Consider the following 19,555-nt stretch of genomic DNA (forward strand, 5'->3'; position numbering starts at 1 on the left):
ACGCGATGCACACCGACCGCGAGCGCTGTGTGCGCGCCGTGCAGTCGAAGGACGCGCGGTTCGACGGATGGTTCTTCACCGCGGTCCTCACCACCGGGATCTACTGCCGGCCGAGCTGCCCCGCCGTACCGCCCAAGCCGCAGAATATGGTCTTCCACCCCAGCGCCGCCGCCTGCCAGCAGGCCGGCTTCCGTGCCTGCAAGCGCTGCCGGCCGGACACCAGCCCGGGCTCCCCGGAGTGGAACCGGCGGGCCGACCTGGTCGCCCGCGCCATGCGGCTGATCGCCGACGGGGTCGTCGACCGGGACGGCGTGCCCGGACTCGCCGCCCGCCTCGGCTACAGCACCCGCCAGGTGGAACGCCAGCTCCTCGCCGAACTCGGCGCGGGCCCCCTGGCGCTGGCCCGGGCCCAGCGCGCCCAGACGGCCCGCCTCCTCGTCGAGACGACCGCACTGCCCATGGCGGACGTGGCGTTCGCCGCCGGCTTCGCCTCCGTGCGCACCTTCAACGACACCGTGCGCGAGGTGTTCGCGCTGTCCCCGAGCGAACTGCGCGCCCGCACCCCGAAGAAGGACCAGCCCCCGGCCCCCGGCCCCGCGGCCCCGTCCACCGGCGGCACCCTCCAGCTCCGGCTGCCGTTCCGGGCCCCGCTCAACCCCGACAACCTCTTCGGACACCTCGCCGCGACCGGTGTCCCCGGCGTGGAGGAGTGGCGGGACGGCGCCTTCCGGCGCACCCTGCGGCTCCCGTACGGCCACGGAATCGTCGCGCTCACCCCGCACCCCGACCACATCGGCTGCCGGCTCACCCTCACCGACCTGCGCGATCTCACCGTCGCCACCAGCCGCTGCCGGCGCATGCTCGACCTCGACGCCGACCCGGTCGCCGTCGACGACCAGCTGCGCACGGACCCGCTGCTCGCCCCCCTGGTCGACAAGGCGCCCGGCCGCCGGGTACCGCGCACGGTCGACGAGGCCGAGTTCGCCGTACGCGCCGTGCTGGGCCAGCAGGTGTCCACCGCGGCCGCCCGCACCCACGCGGCCCGACTCGTCACCGCGTACGGAGACCCGGTCGACGACCCGGAAGGCGGCCTCACCCATCTCTTCCCGTCCCCCGGGGCCCTGGCCGCCGTCGACCCCGAGTCCCTGGCGATGCCCCGCACCCGCCGCACCACCTTCACCACCCTCGTCCGCCATCTGGCCGACGGAACCCTCCATCTGGGCCCCGAGAGCGACTGGCCCGCCACCCGCGCCCAGCTCCTCGCCCTCCCCGGCTTCGGCCCCTGGACCGTCGACGTCATCGCCATGCGCGCCCTCGGCGACCCCGACGCCTTCCTCCCCACCGACCTCGGAATCCGGCGTGCCGCCCAGGAGTCGGGCCTGCCGTCCACCCCGGCGGCCCTCACGGCCCGCGCGGCGGCCTGGCGCCCCTGGCGGGCCTACGCGGTCCAGTACCTGTGGGCGACCGGCGGCCACCCGATCAACTTCCTTCCCGCGTAAGGACTCCCGGATGAAGAAGCACACCGTCACCGACAGCCCCTACGGCCCCCTCACCCTCGTCGCCGACGACGACGGCGTGCTGTGCGGCCTCTACATGACCGGACAGCGCCACCGGCCACCGCAGGAGAGCTTCGGCCCGCGCGACGACACCCTCTTCGGTGCGGCCGAGGAACAGCTGGAGGCCTATTTCGAGGGCGGGCTCAAGGAGTTCACGCTCCCCCTGCGCATGGCGGGAACCCCGTTCCAGCGCAGGGTGTGGGACCAGCTCCGCAGGATCCCGTACGGCGAGACCCGCTCCTACGGCGAACTCGCCGAGTTCCTCGGCAATCCGGGCGCCTCCCGGGCCGTGGGCCTCGCCAACGGCAGGAACCCGATCGGGATCATCGTCCCCTGCCACCGCGTTGTCGGCGCGAACGGCGGCCTCACCGGATACGGCGGCGGCCTGGACCGCAAACAGCGCCTGCTGGACTTCGAGAGCGGCACGGCGTTGTTCTGACCCCTCACGTCCCGCAGACCGCCGCCAGGTCCGCGCCCGCCCGGAGCAGCGCCACGGTCCGGTCGGCGATCCGGTCGAGGCGCTCCCGCAGGACGCGCCCGGTGGCCTCCAGCCCGTCGAGCCGGTCGAGGGAGCCCATGATCTCGCGCACGGCGGGAATCCCGTACCCGCCGCCGCGCAGCGCCGCGACGACCCGGGCCGCCCGCACCGCCGGGAGACCGTAGCGGCGCGCCCGCAGCGAGGTCACCCGCTCGGGGGTGACCAGACCCTCCTGTTCCCAGAACCGCAGAGTGGAGGGTCGCACCCCCAGCGCCCCGGCCAGCTCGGTGATCGTCATCGCGTCGCTCCCGGCCTCCGGCTCACCGCTCCCCGCCTCCCGCCGGATCGCCCGCAGCGCCTCCTGGGCGCGCAGGACCTCCTCGCGTTCCCGGGCCAGCCGGACGTGCACCGCGCTGATCGCCGAGGCCGCCTCCGGGAGCGGCAGCGTCCGCAGCCGCGCGAGCAACTCCCGTGCCTCGACGGGCCCGACGGCCCCCGCGAGTCCCCGGTAGGCGCGCACCGCGTGCACATGGACCGGCGTGTAGGAGCGGTAGCCGTTGGCCGACCGGTCGGCCGGCGGAATCACCCCCAGCCGCTCCAGATCCCGCACCTGCTGCACCGAGTACCCCGACTCCCGGGCGACATCGACCGTGCGCAACGGCTCCACCCCCTCCACCCGCCAACCCCACACCAGCACTTGAAGGTCATGCTCGAACCATGAGTATGGAGCAGATCATCGAGACGGTGCGTTCCTTCGACGGCGCGCTCGTGGTCGTCCCCGCACCGGGGGGCGGCCTTCCCGAGATCGCGTGGGGAGACGCGTTCTTCTACTACGCCCCCGACGGCCGGATGCCCCTGCGCACCCAGCCGTACGGGACGATCGTCACCAAGGACTACCCGGGCGACACCGCCTCCGACCTCGCCCCGCCGGACCGCTGGCGGGTCAACGTCAAGGTCGACCGGTCCACGTTCCTCGACCTCACCGGGGAGGAACCGCGCGCCCTCACCCTTCCCCGTGACCACGCGGCCGCCGACACCGTGCTGCCCCACCCCGCGTACGGCGCGCTCGGCTGGATCTCGGTGGTCAACCCCGCCGAGGGGACCACGGAGTTGGTCCTGCGGCTCCTGCGCGCCGCCCACGCCACCGCCCGCGCCCGCGCCCGCCGCGAGCGGTGAGCCGCTCAGGCCGGTCGCGCGTCCAGCTCCCGCAGCAGCCGGGGCAGGGCCGTTCCGATGGGCTCGCGGACGACCTCGTCGGCGATCTCGTCGTAAGGGGTCGGCTCGGCGTTGACGATGACCAGGCGGGCGCCGTGGTCGGCGGCGACACCGGCGAGGCCTGCGGCGGGCTGGACCTGGAGGCTGGTGCCGACGGCGATGAACACGGTGCAGGCCTTGCTGATCGCGAGCGCGTCGCCGAGGACGACCGGGTCGAGCCGCTCGCCGAACATGACGGTGGCCGTCTTCAGGATCCCGCCGCACTCCAGACAGGGCGGGTCCGCCTCGCCGGCGTCCACCCGGGCGAGGGCGTCCGCCATCGCCCCGCGGGCGTGACACTTCGTGCAGACCACACCGTGCGCGGTGCCGTGCAGCTCCAGCACCTTGCGGTCGGGCAGGCCCGCGCGCTGGTGGAGCCCGTCCACGTTCTGGGTGATCACCCGCACCGGGATCCCGGACCTCTCCAGCTCGGCGACGGCCAGGTGCGCGGCGTTCGGCTCGGCCCGCAGCGCGCCCGTCTCCCGCCGCATCAGCCAGGAGCGCCGCCGGATCTCCGGGTCCCGCAGGTAGAATTCGTAGGTGACGAGCTTCTCGGCCTCGGGGTCCCGCCGCCACAGCCCGTTCGGACCGCGGTAGTCGGGGATCCCGGAATCGGTGGAGATGCCGGCACCGCTGAGGATGGCGACGAGTGGCCTGTTCATGGGCCCGAGGGTAGGGTTCCCGCCCGCTCGGGGCGAACGGATATCCGGCGCGCGGGCCGGGGCGTCAGCAGGTCTGGTGGACGTAGCCGTCGGAGCCCTCGGGCACGACCTCCTCGTCGCGGCGCACGACGCTGAGGGTGTCGCCCCAGCCGGAGCACGCCTGCGACAGCCCCTTCGCCGTGTACTCGACCACGAGCACGTTGTCGTCGAACGCCTCGGCGAACGCGCCGCACTCGTCGTAGTCGGCGCACTCCTCCACCACGGCGAAGTCCAGGCCCACGGCCGCCCGGTCGGCCACGAGTTCGACGGTGTTCTTCTGGGCGACGGCCAGGCCCTCGGCGTGCGCGTGCGCCGCCAGCAGCTTCATGAGCGCCTCGGCCTGGCCGGCCTCGAGGTAGGACGGGAAGCGGGTGAAGGTGTCGTAGTTGTCGGGCTCCACGGCCCGGTATCCCCTGGCCGCGCAGCCGTCGATCCAGGTGTTCAGCTCGGCGGCGATACGGCGCCGCTTGGCGTCGGTGCGGATGTCCAGGACCGCCTCGTCCCAGTCCGTGTCGTAGACGACCTCGCCGCCGGCGTCGCGCAGCAGCAGATCGGCGTCCCAGTCGCCCTCCGCGCCCTGCTGTGCCTGGAAGGCGTTGATGTTGCAGATGCTGTAGACACCGGGCGCGGGGGCGCTCTCGTGGCTGCGGCTCACCACCTTCACCCCGGCCTGAGGGGTGTACGCGCCGCCTATCTGGTAGTCCCACCGCACATGCTTCGGCGGCGGCACCACGGCGGCGGCGGACGCGGACGCCGAGGGGGACGCGGACGCCGAGGGGGACGGGGACCCGGACGGGGACGTGCCCGCGCCGGGCGCGTGCGACGCGGAAGCGCTGCTCTGGGGACGCGACGTGACCTTCACGGCCGCGATGCTCAGCCCGGTGACGGCCAGGGCCGCGGCGAGGCCGACGAGGACGCGCCGCCCTCGACGCCCGTGACCGGCCCGGGCCCCTTGCGCGGCCGGCTCCACCGGCTCCACCGGCTCCGTCGGCCCCTCGGAATCCGGCAACGTCCGCAGCGTACGGCGCAGTTCGTCTAGGCCGGGGCGGGCGGCCGGGTCCTTGTCCAGGCAGCGTTCGGCGATGCCGCGGAGCGGTTCGGCGACTCCGTCCAGGGCCGGCGCCTCGTACATCACCCGATAGCCCGTCAAGTACGGGCTGCTGCCGTCGAACGGGCGGTTGCCGGTGGCCGCGTAGACCAGCAGCGACCCCAGCGAGAAGACGTCCGAGGCCCCGGTGACCTCGCGCGGCGCGGTGAACTGCTCCGGCGACATGAAGGGCGGGGTGCCGATCAGCCGGCCGGTCATGGTGAGCGCCTCGTTGTCCACGGCGTGCGAGATGCCGAAGTCGATGACACGGGGGCCGTCCTCGGCCATCAGGACATTGCTCGGCTTCAGATCACGGTGCACCACACCGGCCCGGTGGATGTCCCGCAGCGCCTCGACGAGACCCAGCGCGAGCACCCGCAACGCGCGTCCGCGCAGCGGGCCGTCCTCGGCCACGATGTCCGACAGCGTGCGGCCCGGGACGTACAGCGTCGCCATCCACGGCTGCGCCGCGTCCGGATCGGCGTCCACCACCGGCGCGGTGAAGGCCCCGCTGACTCTGCGGGCCGCCGTGACCTCCTGCCGGAAGCGGGTCCGGAACTCCTCGTCCTGCGCGTAGGGCGGGTGCACGACCTTGACCGCCACCTGCCGCCCGGAGTCCGAACGGCCCAGATAGACGATGCCCATGCCACCACTGCCGAGCCGGCCGACCAAGGTGTAGCCGCCCATGGACTGCGGATCGCCGGGGCTCAGCGACATCGCGCGTCACCTTTTCCAAGTGCAGGGCTCCGAAAAGCTGTTCAAGAGGCAACAGACTAGGCCCTGTCCGGCCACTCACCCCCCCGCCGGGTCCACGGCCACCGTCGGCCGATCATGGCGCATGCCCCGCACGCTGTCGACGCCCGTTGTTGCCCGGAGCTTGTTCGCCGGTTGCCCGCGGCCGTCGAACCCGTCGAACCCGTCGTCCGGGACTGCGTCGAGCGCGGTCACGGCCGAGCCGACGGCGTCCGCGGGTCAGCCGGCCGGGTGGCCGTTCTCCAGCTCGACCGGTCCCGAGCCGTCCGCCAGGGCGTCCAGGGCCGCCAGGACGCGGTGGCCGAGGGCGCCCAGCAGATGGCCGGTGATCTCCTCGCGCGGGACCAGCCGCCAGGACAGCAGTTCCTCCTCCTGCAACCGGATCGCCTTGAGGTCGTCCTCGTCGAGGATCCCGCCGTCGTAGAGGTACGCCACCAGCGGCGGCCTGCCCGGTCCGACCGACCAGTCCACCGCGAGCAGCCGGCCGAGCGGACGGTCGAGGCCGATCTCCTCCAGCGTCTCGCGGCGCGCGCCCTGCCGGGGGGTCTCGTTCCGGTCGGACTCCACGGTGCCGCCCGGCAACGCCCAGCCGTCCCGGTAGTTCGGCTCGACGAGCAGCACCCACCCCCGCGCGTCCCGGAAGAGAGCGGCGGCGCCGGCCAGGATGCGGGGCAGGGAGGCGATGTAATCGGCGAAGTCGGAGGTGCTGGAGGCAGTCATCCCAGCAGGGTATCCAGCCCCGTCGCCCCCTCCCGCCGCCCGCGACCGCACGCGCCCGCCCAAGGCGCCCCGGTGCGCTCGCACACCCACCCGCACGCCCCCGCGCCCCCTACGCCCCTGTTCCTCCACCGTCCCCTACGTCTCCACCAACCGCACCGTCCGCTCCGCCAGCTCGCTGATACGGACCCCGTCGAAGCCGAACACCGCACTGTGCACGGTGTCCTCCAGCGGGTCCGTCCAGTGGGCGGGGATCGCCCGTGCCCCGGTCAGGACGCCGGCCACCGAGCCCGCAGTGGCGCCGTTGGAGTCGGTGTCCAGGCCGCCGCGGACGGTGAGGGCGATGGTGCGGGTGAAGTCGCCGTCGCCGTAGAGCAGGCCCGCGGTGAGGACGGCGGCGTTCGGGACGGTGTGGATCCAGCCCAGGCCGGACGTCTCGCCGCCGATCGTGGCGAGGGTGTCCGCCCAGCTCAGGCCCGTGTCGTGGAGGGCGGTGACCCGGCGTACGGTCCGGGCGAGACGGCTGCTCGCCGGGATGACGGCCAGCGCCTCCTCGAGCGCGCCGCGCACCGTGGGCGCGGTGAACGCCGCCGCGATCAGCGCCGCCGACCACATGGCGCCGTAGACCCCGTTCCCGGTGTGCGAGAGCACCGCGTCCCGGCGGGCGAGGGCCGCGGCGCGCCGCGGGGCGCCGGGGCTGGTCCAGCCGTAGACGTCGGCGCGGATGAGGGCGCCGATCCACTCCTGGTACGGATTGTCGTACGTCGCCGTCAGCGGCGGTCTGATGCCGCCCGCGAGGTTGCGGTAGGCGACGCGTTCCGCGGTGAACGTCTGCAGGTACGGCAGCCGCAGCAGCCACAGGTCGCCGAGCTGCTCGGTGGTGAAGGCGAAGCCGTGGGTCTCCAGCAGGTCGAGGCCGAGGATCGCGTAGTCGACGTCGTCGTCGCGGCAGCTGCCGTGGACCCGGCCGCGCACGCAGCGGCGCCACTCGGGCCGCAGCCGCCCGCGGTCCTCCTCGGTGGCGGGCTCGGGCAGATAGTCAGTGAGGGGGAGCGCGCCGGCGCGGCGCAGATAGCCGTCGATGCGGTCGCGGGTCCACACCTCGCCCTGTTCGACCGGTTTGCCGAGCATGTTGCCGGCGATCCGGCCCAGCCAGCCGCCGAGCACACGGTCGGCGAGGGCGGGCCCGGTGGTCCCGGCAGTCCCCACGGGGGTCATGGCTCCGGTTTACCCGATTCCGGACGTCCTCGCGCGGTTTTCGGCGGCCTCCACAGGCGGCGCTCAGACTGTTCCAGGGTGCGGGCACCGCATGACGGCGGGGGCGTCCTCCGGTTAAGGTCGCTGCGGCGCGACTGGCCCTGACGTGCGCGGGGCCCGGAGAGCAAGGGGATGGAAACGGTGGCGGACGCTGCAACGCAGGGCACCCGACGACGGGTGCTCGTGGCCGCGGACAAGTTCAAGGGGTCGCTGACGGCCGTACAGGTCGCCGAGCGGGTGACGGCCGGGCTGCGCCGGGCCGTGCCGGACGTCGAGGTGGAGGCCCTGCCGGTCGCCGACGGCGGTGACGGCACGGTCGACGCGGCGGTCGCGGCCGGGTTCGAACGCCGGGAGGTACGGGTCGCCGGTCCCCTCGGGCACGAGGTCACCGCCGCGTTCGCGCTGCGCGGCGACACCGCCGTGGTGGAGATGGCGGAGGCGAGCGGGCTGCAACGGCTGCCGGCCGGTGTCTTCGCCCCGCTGACGGCCTCGACGTACGGCTCCGGAGAGCTGCTGCGGGCCGCACTGGACGCGGGTGTCCGGACGATCGTGTTCGGGGTCGGCGGCAGTGCGACCACCGACGGCGGCGCGGGCATGCTGTCCGCGCTCGGGGCGCGCTTCCTGGACGAGGACGGCGAGCCGGTGGCGCCGGGCGGCGGCGGACTCGCGGACCTGGACCGCGCCGACCTGTCCGGCCTCGACCCACGGCTGTCCTCCGTGGAACTGGTCCTCGCCAGCGACGTCGACAACCCGCTGACCGGCCCGAAGGGCGCCCCGGCGGTGTACGGGCCGCAGAAGGGCGCCTCCCCGGACGACGTGGCGGCGCTGGACGAGGCGCTCGCGCACTACGCGAAGGTGCTGGAGGCGGCCGTGGGTCCGCGGGCCGCGGAGTACGCGGTCGCGCCGGGCGCCGGGGCCGCGGGCGGCATCGGCTACGGCGCCCTGCTGCTGGGTGCCCGGTTCCGGGCCGGCATCGAGGTGATGCTGGATGTGCTGGGCTTCGCGTCGGCCCTGGAGCGGGCGGAGCTGGTGATCACCGGCGAGGGCTCGCTGGACGAGCAGACCCTGCACGGCAAGGCCCCGGCCGGGGTCGCGGCCGCCGCCCGCGCCGCCGGCAAGGAGGTCGTCGCGGTCTGCGGGCGCCTCGCCCTGCCCCCGGCGGCCCTCGGCCGGGCCGGGATCCGCCGGGCCTACCCCCTGACCGGGATCGAGCCGGACGTCGCGACCTGCATCTCCGACGCCGGCCCGATCCTGGAGCGGGTCGCGGAGCGGATCGGTCACGACTTCCTGACCTGAGCCGGGGTCACGGCAGCGGGCTCAGCTCGCCGCCCAGGTCCCTGAAGAAGCTGCCGGTTTCGAGGCCGTACACCTTGCCGTTCCTGAACCACTGTCTCGAGATCTGGTGGACGATCTTCGCGGTGGTCTCCCAGACCAGGGAGTGGCCGGCGCCTTCGAGGCAGAACATCAGCTTCCTCGGTCCCCCGACGGCCTTGTAGAGGTCCGGCACGGAGAAGCGCAGGATGTCGGGGAAGGTCGCCGGGCTGTTGGCCGTCCGGTCCAGCTCGCCGTAGACGATGGCCACGGGAACCCGGTCGCCGAGCACATACGTGCCGGCCGGGTTCTTGTACGGGGCGGTCTGGTTGTTCCAGCCCCACCAGTAGGTGTTCCGGTACCGCAGGACACCCTCGTAGTCGCCCGGCGCCTCCTCCGGGCCCCACTTGCTGCCCACGGGGTCGTTCTGCATGCAGGCGTCCCACACGTGGTCCTCGATGCCGGGTTCCCACAGGGCGGGGGTGCTGCTCAGCGACGCCTTGACGCCGGTCTTGCCGGCGACGTGCATCGGGAAGCCGAACATACTGGGCGGCGCGGACACCGGCAGCGTCTGGGCCCCGGGCGGGCGTCCGAAGGGGTCGTCGGGCTTCTCCGACCACCGGCCCTTCGGCGGGAAGACCGGAGCCAGCAGGAACAGGCTCTCGACGTCCTCCGGGTGCTTGAGGGTGTAGGGACCCATCACGAGCGCGCCCGCGGACCAGCCGACGAAGCGGACCGGCTTGTCCCTGCCGGGCAGGGCCCTGATGTACTTCACCACCGCGCGCAGCTCCGCCTCCTCGCTCTCCGAGTTGCCGAGCTGGTGGGGGTACGGGGGCGGGCAGGACGCCGGGAGCGGGTTGGGGACGAGGAGCAGCTCCTGCTGGGCGGGGTTGGCGTTGCACGCGTCGTCCATCCTCGGGCGGGGCGAGCGTCCGGATCCCTGGAGATCCATGATGAAGACGTCGAAACCGGCGCCGGCCAGTTCCTGCGCCCAGCTGTACCGGGTGGGGGAGCCGCCGGGGACCGGCGGGAGGTCGAAGCCCGGGAGCGCCGGCACGCTCCTGCCGTGCAGCATCAGGACCGGCTTGCGCGGGTTGTTCCCGTTGGTGCCGTCGTACTCCCGCACGGGGAGCTGCACCGCCTCGTCGAGGTTCGCCGGGATCGTGGAGACGTGCGGGACCTTGTGTTCCGTGAGGACGAGTGAGGACATGACCATCTCCCGAAGGGTGCCAATAGGTCAATTCCTGGAAAATTCCCCCTCTTTCCACCGTCCTCTCCTTCCTCACTCTCTGTAACCGCGCGCGGATCGCGGGTAGTTGACAGGTCAAGGGCACACGCCGGACGCCCTTGAACCCGAAACGGGTGTGGCCCGAGCCGGAAAGGGCTCGGGCCACACCCGTGTGCGGTGAGGGAGGGTCAGGGCAGCTGGGCCGCCCGTGCCTCGCGTCGGTTGTCGCGGAAGTTGTTCACCCGGCGGGCCGTGGCGAACAGCGGGATCACCGCGCCCATGACCAGTTGCAGCGCGCAGCCGGTCTGCAGCAGCAGCTGACCGCTCGGGGCGTCGAACGCCCAGGCCGCCAGCAGCCCCATCGACAGCACGATCCAGACGAGCACCGCGCCGGCGAGGCGGCCCCGCGGCTTGGGGTACTCGACCCGGCTCACCATCAGCCAGGCGGTGCCGAGGATGGCCAGCAGCGTCGCCACGAACGGCAGCTCGAGCAGCACGATCGAGACGACGGTGAGTGCGCCGAACGGCGAGGGCATGCCCTGGAACATGCCGTTCGGCGGCGTCACGCAGGAGAATCTCGCCAGCCGCAGCACGACGGCCAGCAGGACGACGATCGCGCCGAGGGCCGCCACCCGCTGGTGGGCGTCGTCGGCGACCATGCCGTAGACCAGGACGAAGTACGCCGGGGCCAGGCCGAAGCTGATCAGGTCGGAGAGGTTGTCCAGCTCCGCGCCCATGGGGGAGCTGCGCAGCTTGCGCGCGACCAGGCCGTCGAACAGGTCGAAGACGGCCGCGCAGAGCATCAGGATGACCGCCGTGGCCGCGCTGTGGCGGGCCATGCCGGTCTCCTGGTCCCCGGTGAGGTGCGGGATCAGGATGCCGGTGGTGGTGAAGTACACCGCCATGAAGCCGCACGTGGCGTTGCCGAGGGTGAGGGTGTCCGCTATCGACAGACGCAGCGAGAGGGGCATCTCCTCCTCGTCGTCCGCGTCGTCGGCCTCGGGCACCCAGCCCGCCTGGGTCTCAGGGTCAATCACGGTCAATGCGAGTCACCCCCGCCACGGTCTTCTGTCCGACCTCGACCGCGATCTCCACGCCCTCGGGCAGGTAGATGTCGACACGCGAGCCGAAGCGGATGAGGCCGATCCTCTCGCCCTGCTCGACCTTCGTGCCCTCGGGGAGGTAGGGGACGATACGGCGGGCGACGGCACCGGCGATCTGGATCATCTCGATGTCACCGAGCTCGGTGTCGAAGTGCCAGACGACGCGCTCGTTGTTCTCGCTCTCCTTGTTGAACGCCGGAACGAACCCGCCGGGGATGTGCTCGACGGACGTGACCGTGCCGGAGAGCGGCGCGCGGTTGACGTGGACGTTGAGCGGGCTCATGAAGATCGCGACCCGGGTGCGCCCGTCCTTCCACGGCATGATGCTCTGCACCACTCCGTCGGCGGGGGAGATGACCCGGCCCGAGGCGATCTCGCGCTCGGGGTCGCGGAAGAACCACAGCATGCCCGCCGCGAGAGCGGTGGCGGGGACGGCGACGGCCTTGGCGACACCCGAGCGGCGGGCGCGGACCAGGCTGACGGCTGCGGTGGCGACGGTCGGCAGAAGCCACGGCGATGCTCCGCGCGCGAGGCGTGCGCCTACCAGGCGGTCGCGGTGTGCAGAGGTTTGGCTGTGGGGCATGGATGACCTTCGTAGCGGACGATGCCGCGCTTCGACGGGGGACGGCGGCTTTCCGGCGATCGTAGCGGTTCGGGGGCGCAACTGGGTAAGCCAGGAAGCCGAGTCGACGGCCGGGGGAAGTTGACGGGGTGTGATCTTCTTCTCGAAGAAAACACCCCCAACCCGGACATCTAGCCCTGGAACCGATACTCTTCGAGCAGTCGGCGCCCGATGATCATTTTCTGGATTTCGGCGGTACCTTCACCGATCAGCAGCATCGGGGCCTCCCGGTAGAGGCGCTCGATCTCGTACTCCTTGGAGAAGCCGTAGCCGCCATGGATCCGGAAGGCGTCCTCCACGACCTCCTTGCAGTACTCGGAGGCGAGGTACTTCGCCATACCGGCCTCAAGGTCGTTTCGTTCGCCGGAGTCCTTTTTGCGTGCCGCGTTCACCATCATGGCATGCGCGGCCTCGACCTTGGTAGCCATCTCGGCGAGCTTGAACTGAATGGCCTGGTGCTGGGCGATCGCCTTGCCGAACGTGTGCCGCTGCTGGGCGTACCGGACGCCCAGCTCGAAGGCACGCTGAGCGACACCGCAGCCACGCGCCGCCACATTCACGCGTCCCACCTCGACGCCGTCCATCATTTGGTAAAAACCTCGGCCGGTGACCCCGCCGAGCACCCGATCGGCGGGTAGCCGCAGGCCATCCATGATCAGCTCGGTGGTGTCGACGCCCTTGTAGCCCATCTTCTCGATCTTGCCGGGGATCGTGAGGCCGGGGCGGACCTCTCCGAAGCCGGGCTCCTTCTCGATCAGGAAGGTCGTCATCGACTTGTGGGGCGCCGTACCCTCGGGGTGTCCTTCGTCACTTCTGACCAGAACGGCCACCAGGGACGACGTACCGCCGTTCGTCAGCCACATCTTCTGACCGTTCAGGACGTACTCGTCGCCGTCCCTCACCGCCTTCGACGTGATCGCCGACACGTCCGAGCCGAGGCCCGGCTCCGACATCGAGAACGCGCCCCGGATGTCGCCGGCCGCCATCCGCGGCAGGAAGTGGTCCTTCTGCTCCTGCGTGCCGTGCTGCTTGAGCATGTACGCCACGATGAAGTGCGTGTTGATGATCCCGGAGACCGACATCCAGCCCCGGGCGATCTCCTCCACGCACAGCGCGTAGGTGAGGAGCGACTCGCCCAGGCCCCCGTACTCCTCGGGGATCATCAGGCCGAACAGGCCGAGTTCCCGGAGCCCGTCGACGATCGCCTGCGGGTACTCGTCGCGGTGCTCCAGCTCGGTGGCGACCGGGATGATCTCCTTGTCCACGAAGTCGCGGACGGTGGAGAGGATCTCCTGCTGGACGTCGGTCAGACCGGCGGTCTGGGCGAGGCGGGCCATTACTTCTCCTGCTGCTTCGGCTCCGGGCGGCCGGGCTGCTCGCCGCCGCGCTCCTTGATGTACGTCTCGGTCGGCACCATCACCTTGCGGCGGAACACGCACACGAGCGTGCCGTCCTGCTTGTAGCCCTTGGTCTCGACGTGGACGATCCCGCGGTCGTTCTTCGACTTCGACGGCCACTTGTCCAGCACGGTCGTCTCGCCGTAGATCGTGTCGCCGTGGAAGGTCGGCGCCACGTGCCGCAGCGACTCGATCTCCAGGTTGGCGATCGCCTTGCCGGACACGTCCGGCACGGACATGCCGAGCAGCAGGGAGTAGATGTAGTTCCCGACCACCACGTTCTTGCCGAAGTCCGTGGTGTTCTCGGCGTAGTTGGCGTCCATGTGGAGGGGATGGTGGTTCATGGTGAGGAGACAGAACAGATGGTCGTCGTACTCGGTGACCGTCTTGCCGGGCCAGTGCTTGTACGTCGCCCCGACCTCGAACTCCTCGTAGGTGCGCCCGAACTGCATCGTCACGCCTCCGGGATCTCGAACGTGCTGGTGCGCTTCATGCCGGCCGCGCGGCCCTTGCCCGAGATGACCAGCGCCATCTTGCGGCTGGCCTCGTCGATCATCTCGTCGCCGAGCATCGCCGAGCCCTTCCTGCCGCCCGCCTCGGACGTGTAGTAGTCGTACGCGTCCAGGATCAGCTCGGCGTGGTCGTAGTCCTCCTGCGAGGGCGAGAAGATCTCGTTGGACGCCTCGACCTGGCCCGGGTGCAGCACCCACTTGCCGTCGAAGCCGAGGGCGGCGGCGCGCCGGGCGACCTCGCGGTAGCCGTCCACGTTGCGGATCTGCAGGTAGGGGCCGTCGATCGCCTGGAGGTCGTTGGCGCGGGCGGCCATCAGGATCTTCATCAGGATGTAGTGGTAGGCGTCCGCCGGGTAGCCGGGCGGCTGCTCGCCCACGACCAGCGACTTCATGTTGATCGACGCCATGAAGTCGGCCGGGCCGAAGATGATCGTCTCGATGCGCGGGGAGGCCTGCGCGATCTCGTTGACGTTGTTCAGGCCCTGGGCGTTCTCGATCTGCGCCTCGATGCCGATCCTGCCGACCTCGAAGCCCATGGTCTTCTCGATCTGCGTCAGCAGCAGGTCCAGGGCGACGATCTGCTGGGCGTTCTGGACCTTCGGCAGCATGATGCAGTCGAGGTTCGGGCCGGCGCCCTCGACGACCGTCACGACGTCACGGTACGTCCATTCGGTCGTCCAGTCGTTGACGCGCACGACCCGGGTCTTGCCGGTCCAGTCGCCCTCGTTGAGGAACTTGACGATGGTGTGCCGCGCCTCGGGCTTGGCGAGCGGGGCGCACGCGTCCTCCAGGTCGAGGAAGACCTGGTCCGCCGCCAGGCCCTGCGCCTTCTCCAGGAAGCGGGGGTTGCTGCCCGGGACCGCGAGACACGAGCGGCGCGGACGCAGACGGTTGACGGTCATGCGGGGACCTCCAGGGGGTCGAGCTTGTTCGCTTTGCGGATCTCGTCGACGATGCGGCCGATGATTCCGGTGATGTCGAAGTCCTTCGGGGTGAAGACGGCGGCCACTCCGGCGGCCCTGAGCTGCTCGGCGTCACCATTCGGGATGATGCCACCGGCGATCACCGGTATATCTGTGGCACCGGCCACACGGAGGCGTTGCAGGACGTCCGGCACCAGTTGCGCGTGCGAGCCGGACAGGATCGACAGGCCCACCGCGTGCACGTCCTCGGCGAGGGCCGCGTCCACGATCTGCTCCGGGGTGAGCCGGATGCCCTGGTACACCACCTCGAAGCCGGCGTCGCGGGCGCGCACGGCGATCTGCTCGGCGCCGTTGGAGTGCCCGTCCAGGCCCGGCTTGCCGACCAGGAAGCGCAGCTTGCCCGTGCCGAGGTCCTTGGCGGTCGTCTCCACCCTGCGGCGGACCTCCGACATGGCCGAGCCCTCCTCGGCGGGGACCGCCACCGGCGCCGAGGAGACCCCGGTCGGCGCCCGGAACTCGCCGAACACCTCGCGCAGGGCCCCGGCCCACTCACCGGTCGTGACCCCGGCGCGGGCGCACTCCAGGGTGGCCTCCATGAGGTTGTCGGTGCCCTTGGCGGCCTCCTTCAGCCTCTCCAGCGCCTTGCAGGGCCGCGGATGGTTGAAGGGCGGCTGGTAGCGGGTGTCGCGCCAGTGCTGAAGCGAGGCGACGACCCGGGCCTCGACAGCCGGATCGACCGTCTGGATCGCCGTGTCGAGATCGGCGGTCAAGGGATTGGGCTCGGTCGTCTCGAAGATGTTGACGCCGACGATCTTCTCCTGACCGGACTCGATACGAGCGCGCCTCTCGGCGTGCGAGGAGACCAGCTGCGACTTCAGGTAGCCGGACTCCACCGCGGCCATCGCGCCGCCCATCTCCTGGATCCGCCCGATCTCCGCGAGGGACTCCTCGACGAGCCGTGCGACCTTCGCCTCGACGACGTGCGAGCCCTCGAAGAGGTCCTCGTACTCCAGCAGATCGCTCTCGTGCGCCAGGACCTGCTGGATCCGCAGCGACCACTGCTGGTCCCAGGGCCGGGGCAGGCCCAGCGCCTCGTTCCAGGCCGGCAGCTGCACGGCCCGCGCGCGTGCGTCCTTCGACAGCGTCACGGCCAGCATCTCCAGCACGATCCGCTGGACGTTGTTCTCCGGCTGCGCCTCGGTCAGGCCGAGCGAGTTGACCTGGACGCCGTACCGGAAGCGGCGCTGCTTGGGGTTCTCGATGCCGTACCGCTCCCGCGTGACCTGGTCCCAGATCCGCCCGAACGCCCGCATCTTGCACATCTCCTCGACGAAGCGGACGCCCGCGTTCACGAAGAAGGAGATCCGGGCCACGACGTCCCCGAACTTCTCGGCGGGGACCTGCCCCGAGTCGCGCACGGCGTCGAGCACCGCGATCGCGGTGGACATCGCGTACGCGATCTCCTGGACCGGCGTGGCGCCCGCCTCCTGCAAGTGGTAGCTGCAGATGTTGATCGGGTTCCACTTCGGGATGTGGGAGACCGTGTACGCGATCATGTCCGTCGTCAGGCGCAGGCTCGGCCCCGGCGGGAAGACGTGCGTGCCCCGGGACAGGTACTCCTTGACGATGTCGTTCTGGGTCGTGCCCTGGAGCCGGGTGATGTCCGCGCCCTGCTCCTCGGCGACGACCTGGTAGAGCGCCAGCAGCCACATGGCGGTGGCGTTGATCGTCATCGAGGTGTTCATCTGCTCCAGGGGGATGTCCTGGAACAGCCGGCGCATGTCACCGAGATGGGCCACCGGCACGCCGACCCGGCCGACCTCGCCGCGGGCGAGGACGTGGTCGGAGTCGTAGCCGGTCTGGGTCGGCAGGTCGAACGCCACCGACAGGCCCGTCTGGCCCTTGGCGAGGTTGCGCCGGTACAGCTCGTTGGACGCCTCGGCCGTGGAGTGACCGGCGTACGTGCGCATGAGCCACGGCCGGTCCTTCTCCCGCGTGCCTTCGGCGGGCTGACGCTCAGTCATCTATGACCCCGGGTGTCTCAGATGTTGCGGAAGCGGTTGATGGCGTCGAGGTGCTGGGCGCGCATCTCCTCGTCGCGCACGCCGAGGCCCTCCTCGGGGGCGAGGCACAGGACGCCGACCTTGCCCTGGTGGAGGTTGCGGTGCACGTCGTGGGCGGCCTGGCCGGTCTCCTCCAGCGCGTAGACCTTCGACAGGGTCGGGTGGATCTTGCCCTTCGCGATCAGCCGGTTGGCCTCCCAGGCCTCGCGGTAGTTGGCGAAGTGCGAGCCGATGATCCGCTTCAGGGACATCCACAGGTAGCGGTTGTCGTACTCGTGGTTGTAGCCCGAGGTCGAGGCGCAGGTGACGATGGTGCCGCCCTTGCGCGTGACGTAGACGGAGGCGCCGAAGGTCTCGCGGCCGGGGTGCTCGAAGACGATGTCGACGTCCTCGCCGCCGGTGAGCTCACGGATGCGCTTGCCGAACCGCTTCCACTCGCGCGGGTCCTGCTCGTGCTCGTTCTTCCAGAACGTGTAGCCCTCGGCGTTGCGGTCGATGATCGCCTCGGCGCCCATGGCCCGGCAGATGTCCGCCTTCTGGGGGCTGGAGACGACACAGATGGGGTTGGCGCCGCCGGCCAGCGCGAACTGGGTGGCGTACGAGCCGAGTCCGCCGGACGCGCCCCAGATCAGGACGTTGTCGCCCTGCTTCATCCCGGCGCCGTTCCTCGACACCAGCTGGCGGTAGGCGGTGGAGTTGACCAGGCCGGGGGCGGCGGCCTCCTCCCAGCTGAGGTGGTCCGGCTTGGGCATCAGCTGGTTGGACTTGACCAGGGCGATCTCGGCGAGGCCGCCGAAGTTGGTCTCGAAGCCCCAGATGCGCTGCTCGGGGTCGAGCATCGTGTCGTTGTGGCCGTCGGACGACTCCAGCTCGACGCTGAGGCAGTGCGCGACCACCTCGTCGCCCGGCTTCCAGGCGTTGACGCCGGGGCCGGTGCGCAGGACGACGCCCGCGAGGTCGGAGCCGATGACGTGGTACGGCAGGTCGTGGCGCTTGGTCAGCTCGCTGAGCCGGCCGTAGCGCTCCAGGAAGCCGAAGGTGGAGAGCGGCTCGAAGATCGAGGTCCACACGGAGTTGTAGTTGACCGAGGAGGCCATCACGGCCACCAGGGCCTCGCCCGGGCCGAGCTCGGGCAGCGGAACCTCGTCGAGGTGGATCGACTTGCGGGGGTCCTTGTCGCGGGTCTCGAGCCCGGCGAACATCTCCGTCTCGTCCTTGTGGACGGTGATCGCGCGGTACGACTCGGGAAGCGGCAGGGCGGCGAAGTCGGCCGGCGTCGCGTCCGGCGACTGGATCGCGTCCAGGATGTCCTGAGTGGTCACGGTGTTGCCTCCGGCGGTGAGCGCCCTGAGGGAGGGGCGCTGAGGGTTGTTTCGGTGCTGTTCGGCGGCGCTTTGTGGCGCGGGAGGTTGCCTGTGACGCAGGCGTCCGGGCGCGCAGGCCATGCGCTGCGGGGACAGCCGGCGTACGAAAGGTCTCTGCACGCCGGCCGCCCGGACACCTTCAACGTATGACACCGCGTGTCACCCCGCAAGGCACTGAGTGCCAGAACTTCCCCTCAGGTGAAATCTTTACGTAACAAATGAGCGATGATCGATCGAACAGGGTCTGAAATCCACCTGAAAAGGGGCTCTGACATGCCAAAACGGCCACCCGGAGCGGGTGGCCGTCATCACAGCGGAAGGGTGGGGTCAGCGTTCCTTGAGCGCCTGTTCGATGGTGCGCATGACCTCGTCGAGCGGGGCGTCGGTACGGGCGACCGTCACCAGCACCTCGCCCTGCGCGGAGACCGCCGCGGGGGCCGGCCTGGCCGGCGCGCCGCCGCTGCGTCCGGCACCGATACCGGTGCCGAAGGTCCGGCGGACGATCGCGAAGGCGTGGTCGAGCTGGGTCTCGACGTCGCCCTGGCCGCCGGCCCTCAGCCAGCGCCGCAGGACGTGGTTGTGGGCGGTGACCACGGCGGAGGCGGCGACCTCGGCGAGCAGCGGGTCGTCGTTGGCGTCGTCGTCGTGCGCGTGCTCGTCGAAGTGGCCGAGGAGGTAGCGGGTGAACAGCCGCTCGTAGCGGGCCACCGAGGCGATCTCCGCCTCCCGCAGCGTGGGCACCTCACGGGTCAGCTTGTAGCGGGCGACCGAGATCTCCGGCCGCGCCGCGTACATCTTCATGACCTCCTTGATGCCGCGGCACACGGTGTCGAGGGGGTGCTCGTGGGCCGGGGCCGCGTTGAGGACGGCCTCGGCGCGGATCAGGGTGTCGTCGTGGTCGGGGAAGATCGCCTCTTCCTTGGAGCGGAAGTGGCGGAAGAAGGTGCGGCGGGCGACGCCGGCCGCGGCCGCGATCTCGTCGACGGTGGTCGCCTCGTACCCCTTCGTGGCGAACAGTTCCATGGCCGCGGCCGCCAGTTCGCGGCGCATCCTGAGCCGCTGGGCGGCCGCGCGGCCGCCCGCGGCACTCTCCGAAACGTCGGGCGTGGCTGGTGTACGTGGGGACCTGGCGGGCTGGGACATGCCCCGAACGTACTGCATGCGCGCAGCTCTCTGCGCAGGTCCGGGGTTTCCCCCGCCCCTGACGGGCGGGGGGGATCCGGGCCCGG

18 protein-coding genes are annotated in these 19,555 nt (G+C 71.3%); 4 read left to right on the forward strand and 14 right to left on the reverse strand.

The features are described from left to right. Positions 1-5 precede the first annotated feature (5 nt). Both AQJ64_RS02730 and AQJ64_RS02735 read left to right on the forward strand, forming a co-directional pair. Positions 6-1,499, forward strand: coding sequence for an AlkA N-terminal domain-containing protein (locus AQJ64_RS02730; protein WP_059202411.1), 1,494 nt, complete (start codon positions 6-8; stop codon positions 1,497-1,499). 10 nt (positions 1,500-1,509) lie between these two features. Beyond that, positions 1,510-1,995: a methylated-DNA--[protein]-cysteine S-methyltransferase gene (locus AQJ64_RS02735; protein WP_055638904.1), complete on the forward strand. Its 486-nt coding sequence runs from the start codon at positions 1,510-1,512 to the stop codon at positions 1,993-1,995. A gap of 4 nt (positions 1,996-1,999) precedes the next feature. Here AQJ64_RS02735 and AQJ64_RS02740 read toward each other — a convergent pair whose 3' ends face one another. Beyond that, positions 2,000-2,710: a MerR family transcriptional regulator gene (locus tag AQJ64_RS02740; RefSeq protein WP_055638908.1), complete on the reverse strand. Its 711-nt coding sequence runs from the start codon at positions 2,708-2,710 to the stop codon at positions 2,000-2,002. 47 nt (positions 2,711-2,757) lie between these two features. On the opposite strand from AQJ64_RS02740, the gene AQJ64_RS02745 reads away from it, so the two are divergent. Further along, positions 2,758-3,210 carry a DUF6194 family protein gene (locus AQJ64_RS02745; protein WP_055638905.1) on the forward strand — a complete coding sequence of 151 codons (453 nt, stop codon included), beginning with the start codon at positions 2,758-2,760 and terminating at the stop codon, positions 3,208-3,210. 5 nt (positions 3,211-3,215) lie between these two features. Here the strand turns inward: AQJ64_RS02745 and AQJ64_RS02750 are convergent, their stop codons facing one another. From AQJ64_RS02750 to AQJ64_RS02765, 4 genes are all read right to left on the reverse strand, one after another. Next, entirely contained in the window at positions 3,216-3,950 is a 735-nt protein-coding gene (locus AQJ64_RS02750; RefSeq protein WP_055638906.1) for an SIR2 family NAD-dependent protein deacylase, read from the reverse strand. Positions 3,951-4,014: 64 nt separating this feature from the next. Further along, the gene (locus AQJ64_RS50480) at positions 4,015-5,793 is read right to left on the reverse strand and encodes an endo alpha-1,4 polygalactosaminidase (RefSeq protein ID WP_079061425.1); all 1,779 of its coding nucleotides are present in this window, start codon (positions 5,791-5,793) and stop codon (positions 4,015-4,017) included. 255 nt (positions 5,794-6,048) lie between these two features. Further along, the gene (locus AQJ64_RS02760) at positions 6,049-6,549 is read right to left on the reverse strand and encodes an NUDIX domain-containing protein (RefSeq protein ID WP_055638907.1); all 501 of its coding nucleotides are present in this window, start codon (positions 6,547-6,549) and stop codon (positions 6,049-6,051) included. Between the two features lie 135 nt (positions 6,550-6,684). Then, complete coding sequence (locus AQJ64_RS02765; RefSeq protein ID WP_059202376.1) at positions 6,685-7,764, reverse strand: ADP-ribosylglycohydrolase family protein; 1,080 nt, start codon at positions 7,762-7,764, stop codon at positions 6,685-6,687. Between the two features lie 216 nt (positions 7,765-7,980). On the opposite strand from AQJ64_RS02765, the gene AQJ64_RS02770 reads away from it, so the two are divergent. Beyond that, positions 7,981-9,099 (forward strand): glycerate kinase, encoded by a 1,119-nt coding sequence (locus AQJ64_RS02770; RefSeq protein WP_055638322.1) that lies wholly within the window; start codon positions 7,981-7,983, stop codon positions 9,097-9,099. A gap of 7 nt (positions 9,100-9,106) precedes the next feature. Here the strand turns inward: AQJ64_RS02770 and AQJ64_RS02775 are convergent, their stop codons facing one another. The 9 genes from AQJ64_RS02775 to AQJ64_RS02815 form a co-directional block, all read right to left on the reverse strand. Next, entirely contained in the window at positions 9,107-10,324 is a 1,218-nt protein-coding gene (locus AQJ64_RS02775) for an alpha/beta hydrolase (protein ID WP_059202412.1), read from the reverse strand. 206 nt (positions 10,325-10,530) lie between these two features. Next, positions 10,531-11,385: a CDP-diacylglycerol--serine O-phosphatidyltransferase gene (gene pssA / locus AQJ64_RS02780; protein WP_240512876.1), complete on the reverse strand. Its 855-nt coding sequence runs from the start codon at positions 11,383-11,385 to the stop codon at positions 10,531-10,533. Continuing rightward, the gene (locus AQJ64_RS02785; protein ID WP_055637322.1) at positions 11,372-12,028 is read right to left on the reverse strand and encodes a phosphatidylserine decarboxylase; all 657 of its coding nucleotides are present in this window, start codon (positions 12,026-12,028) and stop codon (positions 11,372-11,374) included. The genes pssA and AQJ64_RS02785 overlap by 14 nt, the downstream gene beginning before the upstream one ends. 170 nt (positions 12,029-12,198) lie before the next feature. After that, positions 12,199-13,404 carry an acyl-CoA dehydrogenase family protein gene (locus tag AQJ64_RS02790; protein WP_055637321.1) on the reverse strand — a complete coding sequence of 402 codons (1,206 nt, stop codon included), beginning with the start codon at positions 13,402-13,404 and terminating at the stop codon, positions 12,199-12,201. Further along, positions 13,404-13,916 carry a MaoC family dehydratase gene (locus tag AQJ64_RS02795; protein WP_055637320.1) on the reverse strand — a complete coding sequence of 171 codons (513 nt, stop codon included), beginning with the start codon at positions 13,914-13,916 and terminating at the stop codon, positions 13,404-13,406. Before AQJ64_RS02795 ends, AQJ64_RS02790 begins: the two co-directional genes overlap by 1 nt. A 2-nt stretch (positions 13,917-13,918) precedes the next feature. After that, positions 13,919-14,878, reverse strand: coding sequence for an HpcH/HpaI aldolase/citrate lyase family protein (locus tag AQJ64_RS02800; protein WP_055637319.1), 960 nt, complete (start codon positions 14,876-14,878; stop codon positions 13,919-13,921). Then, the gene (locus AQJ64_RS02805) at positions 14,875-16,923 is read right to left on the reverse strand and encodes a protein meaA (protein WP_055637318.1); all 2,049 of its coding nucleotides are present in this window, start codon (positions 16,921-16,923) and stop codon (positions 14,875-14,877) included. Before AQJ64_RS02805 ends, AQJ64_RS02800 begins: the two co-directional genes overlap by 4 nt. Positions 16,924-16,940: 17 nt before the next feature. Beyond that, positions 16,941-18,284, reverse strand: coding sequence for a crotonyl-CoA carboxylase/reductase (ccrA, locus tag AQJ64_RS02810; RefSeq protein ID WP_055637317.1), 1,344 nt, complete (start codon positions 18,282-18,284; stop codon positions 16,941-16,943). A 369-nt stretch (positions 18,285-18,653) separates the two neighbouring features. Beyond that, entirely contained in the window at positions 18,654-19,469 is an 816-nt protein-coding gene (locus AQJ64_RS02815; RefSeq protein WP_240512875.1) for a TetR family transcriptional regulator, read from the reverse strand. Positions 19,470-19,555: the final 86 nt, after the last annotated feature.

Source organism: Streptomyces griseoruber (genome assembly GCF_001514205.1).
Lineage (GTDB): Bacteria > Actinomycetota > Actinomycetes > Streptomycetales > Streptomycetaceae > Streptomyces > Streptomyces griseoruber.